5 protein-coding genes are annotated in these 5,459 nt (G+C 51.8%); all 5 read right to left on the bottom strand.

The genetic code is table 11. The features are described from left to right. Positions 1 to 90 precede the first annotated feature (90 nt). Complete coding sequence (locus JX325_RS12225; RefSeq protein WP_204791391.1) at positions 91 to 1,593, bottom strand: sugar ABC transporter ATP-binding protein; 1,503 nt, start codon at positions 1,591 to 1,593, stop codon at positions 91 to 93. Positions 1,594 to 1,610: 17 nt separating this feature from the next. Next, positions 1,611 to 2,798, bottom strand: coding sequence for a Zn-dependent hydrolase (locus tag JX325_RS12220; RefSeq protein WP_204791390.1), 1,188 nt, complete (start codon positions 2,796 to 2,798; stop codon positions 1,611 to 1,613). Between the two features lie 10 nt (positions 2,799 to 2,808). After that, positions 2,809 to 3,783, bottom strand: coding sequence for a pyridoxal-phosphate dependent enzyme (locus JX325_RS12215; protein ID WP_204791389.1), 975 nt, complete (start codon positions 3,781 to 3,783; stop codon positions 2,809 to 2,811). Between the two features lie 4 nt (positions 3,784 to 3,787). Then, positions 3,788 to 4,249 (bottom strand): RidA family protein, encoded by a 462-nt coding sequence (locus JX325_RS12210; RefSeq protein WP_204791388.1) that lies wholly within the window; start codon positions 4,247 to 4,249, stop codon positions 3,788 to 3,790. 111 nt (positions 4,250 to 4,360) lie between these two features. Then, positions 4,361 to 5,404, bottom strand: coding sequence for a sugar ABC transporter substrate-binding protein (locus JX325_RS12205; protein WP_204791387.1), 1,044 nt, complete (start codon positions 5,402 to 5,404; stop codon positions 4,361 to 4,363). Between the last annotated feature and the right edge of the window lie 55 nt (positions 5,405 to 5,459).

Below are 5,459 nucleotides of genomic sequence, written 5' to 3'. Positions count from 1 at the left end.
CCATTACAATATAGGCAATCAGTGTGCCATAATTTCTAGCTATTTGGGATAAATTTGCTTTTTTCGCCATCAAAATATACGCCCTCCCTTTTATACGCCAATCGCATTCCGAAGGATATTATCGGAGTCTGCAAATTCGCTGCGGCCAATCATCGCCGAAACTTTCCCCTGACTCATGACGCAGATTCGGTCGCATATAAGCTGCAGCTCCGGGATTTCTGATGAGATGACAATGACCGCCATCCCCCTTTCCGCAAGCCCTTCTATGATCTCATAAATTTGGTCCTTCGCTCCCACGTCGATTCCCCTGGTAGGCTCATCCAAAATCAAAACCTTGATATTACGGTCAATATATTTCGATATGACCACCTTCTGCTGATTGCCTCCGCTGAGGCTGCCAACCGGTTGCTGAAGCGAGGAGCAGGCAACATGCAGCATCTGGGAAACTCTTTCCGCATAGTCCGCTTCTTTTCTTTTATTGATCATGCCGAAGCGCGATAACGAGTTGAGATTTGCAATCGAAATATTTTTAAAAATGGGAGTATTGGGAAGGATTCCCTGCTTTCTTCGCTCCTCAGGCACCAACGCAACGCCGGCTTCCAAAGCCTGACCCATGTTTTTAAACACAACGGGCCTTCCCTCCAGTGTAATTTCCGCCTTATCATACCGGTCTACACCCAACACAGCCCGAATCGCTTCCGTCCGCCCAGCTCCCACCAGGCCGAAAAAGCCCAATATTTCGCCTTTATGAACTTCAAAAGCAACGTCTTTCAGTTCGTCTCCTTTGTTTAAATGTTGGACGGAAAGCACGGTTTCTCCAATTTGCCCCTTCCGTTTACGCCCTGTTTCAATCTTGATTTTACGGTCCACCATTATATTGATAAGTTTGTCATGATCAAACTCCGCTACCGGAGCCGATTGAACCGTCTCTCCATCTCGCAGTACCGTGATGTTATCGCACACCTGGAAAATTTCTTCCAGCCGGTGAGAAATATAGATAATTGTTTTTCCGCAGGATTTCAAATAACGTATATAGCCCAAAAGTTTTGCCACCTCAGCATGTCCAAGGCGGGCTGTGGGTTCATCCATGATGATTGCATCGGCGTTCTTCGCCAGGACACGGGCAATGACCATCATCTGCTGATCCGAAACATTCAGCTTTCCCGCCGGTGTGCGAATGGGCAGTGATATCTTCAATTCCTCTAGCTTTTTTTCGCAGTCATTATAAAGTTTTTTCCAATCCACAAACAGCGGAATGGGCCGTTTGGGCTCTTCCCCATAAAAAATATTCTCTGCCGTACTGAAGTAGCTGACAAAAGACAGTTCCTGGGGAACAATCGCAATCCCTAGCTTTTCTGCGTGCCGGAGGCTGGTAATGTGAACCTCCTGCCCGTTCAGCAAAATCTTCCCAGTATCCTTTCCGACAATGCCTGTCAGAATCTTCATCAGTGTAGACTTCCCCGCTCCGTTTTCGCCCACCAGCGCATGGCAAGTCCCCCGTTCAATCTGCAGGTCAATGTTGCGCAGCGCTTGTACGCCGCCGAAACTTTTTTTGATCCCATGCATCTCAATGATATACTTCTTTTCGCTCACCTCATCCCCTCCTGTCCTCACTTTGCCGTCAAGTTTTTATCCAAAATGCAAAACGTCTGAAGCAGAGCGTCCGCCCCGTTCGCCACATCCCGCCAATGCGTTTTTTCCTCCCAGCTGTGGCTGACTCCCTTTACGCTGGGCACAAACAGCATCCCTGCCTTTGTCACCTGCGCCAAACTCATACTGTCATGCCCAGCCCCGCTGCTCATATCCATTGCGGAAAGTCCAAGCTTTCCGCAGGCTTGGTGAATCGCCTCCCGCACCTCGGAATCCATATGATAGGAGGGCTGTTCCATCGTCATATGGCAAGATGCAATCTCGTTTTCAAATTCCCGCATTAGACGTTGATGCACTGCCGTAATGGACTCCTCCCGCAGCGCCCGCAATTCCAGTGTCAAAGAGACTTTTCCTGGGATCGTGTTCATTGCGTTGGGAAATACCTCCATCCGCCCTACCGTACCAACCATCTCGGGGTCCGTCTCTATAACCGTCTTCTGAACGCACCGGATAAAGCGCGCAGCCTTTACCAATGCGTCGTCACGCAGATTCATCGGGGTGGTTCCGGCGTGGTTGGCCACGCCGGAAAATTCCACGATATATCGTTTGATGGCAATAATGGCGCTGACCACGCCGATATCCATTCCCCGATTTTCCAAAACGCCGCCTTGCTCAATATGAAGCTCCAGGGAATAATCCAAGGGGCCCTCCTCCGCCGCCGCCTCCTCAAAATCTTGCTCCGTAAAGCCGTATTTCCCCATCCGTTCGCGCATAATTGGCGTAGGGGGAAGACCGCAGTAAGCGCGGCTGCCTACAAGGCCTGCAATGACAAGCCCCTCTTCCTCTGCAAAAGACGCGATATCCAATGTATGTTCCGGCGTTATCCCGTTTTCGCGGAGGGTACGCACTGCTTCTATTCCTGCGATGACACCCAAACAACCGTCGAACATGCCGCCGTCTACGACGGAATCAATGTGAGACCCTATCACAATTCGCCGTTTGGTCTTTCCCGGATAAGTTCCAATCACATTCCCCACCCGGCTGGTGCGCACCGTCATTCCGGCTTGCCGCATTAAATCTGCGACATACTTATTTGCGCGAAAAAAGTCCTCGGAATAGGCAAGGTGAGAGACTCCCTTGGAGGTCTTTCCAATATCCGCCAATTGGCAAAGCTGCCGGCGAATGTGTTCCAAATCCACTCTGATCATAACGCCCCCTTTAAGATTGGAGACACATATCCAGCGTCTTTTGGTCAATGTTTCCCCCGGAGCAAATCAGCACCGTGTTTTCGACAGGCCGGCACTTCCCTTCCAAGACAGCGGCTAAGGGCAGCGCCGCCGCGCCTTCCAGCGTCAGCTTTCCATACAGGCAGGCCATCTTAACCGCACTTTTCAGCGCCGCCTCCGAAACCGTATGAATTTCATCCACATATTTTTCGATATAGGGATAAAGATACTCTTCGCCGGTTTTGCGCACAACCGCATCCGCAAGGGATGCGCAGCGGTCTAAGGTCACCAGCCTTCCCTGCTTGCGGGATTCCGCATAAACAGCGGAGCCCTCCGGCATTACGCCCACGATGTTTACCGAAGGTTTCAGCGTTTTCATGGCAAAGGAAATTCCCGTAATCAATCCGCCTCCGCCAATGGGAACAAGAACCTGCTTCACATCAGGGAGCTGCTCTAAAATCTCCAGGGAAATGGTTCCCTGTCCGCCCACGGTGCACCGATCGGCTACCGGATGCACATAAAACATCCGCTCCTTCTCGGCCAAGGCGCACGCCGCTTCATAAGAATCATCATAGGTTTCTCCGATCTCCAAAAGCTCCGCGCCCAAATCCCGAATGCAATCTTTCTTGATTTGAGGAGTTGNAACCGGGACTACCACAAATGCGGAAACGCCAATATTCCTGGCCGCCAAGGCGCAGGCCATACCATGATTACCGGATGAGGCCGTGATTATGCGAATCTCTCTTCCATACTGCTCCGTAAGCGTCGTTATCTTATTCACTGCGCCGCGGTATTTGTAAGCCCCGGAGGGCAGCAAGCTCTCCGCTTTCATCCAGACCGGAGCTCCGAGCTGCTGATTCAACGGCTCTATGCATATCAGCGGAGAGGGGTTGAAGACTTTATGCAGCCGTTCCGACGCGGCAAACATATCCGATATGTGAATTGGCGACAGATCTCTCCCCAGCACAGTATCACATCTCCTTCACTTCAAAAATAGACTCAACCTCCACCGCAAGCCCCAGCGGCAGGCTGTTGGTACCGATAGCGGAACGGGCGTGATATCCGTTCTCGCCAAATGCATCAATAAAAACCTGGGAGGCGCCATTGATCACCTGCGCCTGGTCGTGAAAATCATCCGCGCCGGCGACAAATCCCAAAATCTTGACACAGCGCTTGACACGATTCAGATCCCCCAGGTATGCCTCCAGAGCCGAAAGCGTATTAATGGCGCAGACTCTCGCCGCGGCAGCACCGGCTTCCACCGTCATATCCACGCCAATCCGGCCAGTAATTTTTTCATCGTTTACCATGCTTCCCTGGCCGGAGATAAACACCAGATTTCCCGTCTGATTGACCGGACGGTACAGCCCCGCTGCGGCCAATTGTTTCGGAAGTTCAATTCCATGGTCCCTCAAGTTCTTGTAAACATCCATATTGTGCCTCCTGACTTCGTATTGTATGCTTTCCTCGCTGGAATCCGATTGCCGCCGCAGCCTGAAAGACGGTCCCGGCCGCCGGACAGCGGCCGGGACCACCGCGTTCTTTTACTCCGCGTATTTCTCAGCCTCTGCCTGGGCCTTTGCCAAAAACTCGTCGACATTGGCTTGCGTCACAATAGAGTAGGGAATCTCGTTGTACTTCGCCACGAAATCGCCGGCCATCAGCTTTTCGCAGGCATCTATCACCGCTGCATTGGAGCCGTCCAAATCCGAGATCGCTGTACACAGTACGGAGCCGCCCGCCTTGATATCGTTCAGCGCGTCAACTTCTCCGTCCACTCCGACACATTTGACCTTGCCATAAAGATCATGTTCTTTCAGTGCCTGAATCGCGCCCATGGCCTCCAAATCCTGAGAGGTGAAAATCGCGGCTACGTCAGGGTTGGCCGTAAGCGCCGAATCCAGACCATTATAGGTCACCTCCGTAGTGCCGGGGAACGTTGTCTGCACATGGGCAACCACTTCAAAACCATATTCCTCAACAAAAGCATTGTGAATGTAGTACCCGGAACGCAGGGCAAAATTATCCTGATGCCCAGTGGTGATAATTTTGCCGGTGAAGCCTACTTCCGCCGCCAGCAGCATGCAGATATCCGCCTGAACAGACATACTGTTTAAAAGGAACATGGTATCGATCCCGTCAATCCAGCCGGAATCCTGCGAAACAATACGCACCCCGGCCGCCGCCGCCTCCTGTACGGCGTTCTTTAAAGAGAAATTGTCCGCATTCTGTATGACAATTACATCGCAGCCTGCCTGAACCAGGTTTTCCACATCCGTGGCCTGCTGAGCGGGATCTCCGTTGGCGTTTGCCGTCACAACCTTATGCCCCCGGTTCTCCGCCTCTGCCTTCAGTCCCTCAAACATGTGCCGGTTATGAATATTCGCAAGAGCATTGGTTGAAATGCCAATGGTCAGGCTTCCGGTTTTAGTTTCGGCCGGTACATTGGAAACATTGGAATCGTCCTTCTCTGTTTGCTGGGCAGGCGGTTGCGCGCCGGTATCCTTCTGGGCGCCGCACCCGCTTAAAAGCCCTGTCAGCATCAGCCCCGCCAAAAGGAATGCAAGTAGTTTTTTAGAACGTTTCATGCCTCTTTTCCTCCAGTCAAATAAATTTATGCTCCAAGGATTGCCCCTTATTGCC

Origin of the sequence: Oscillibacter sp. CU971, assembly GCF_905219725.1 — a bacterium.
Classification (GTDB): Bacteria; Bacillota; Clostridia; order Oscillospirales; family Oscillospiraceae; genus Oscillibacter.
This window is presented reverse-complemented; position numbering and strand designations above follow the sequence as displayed.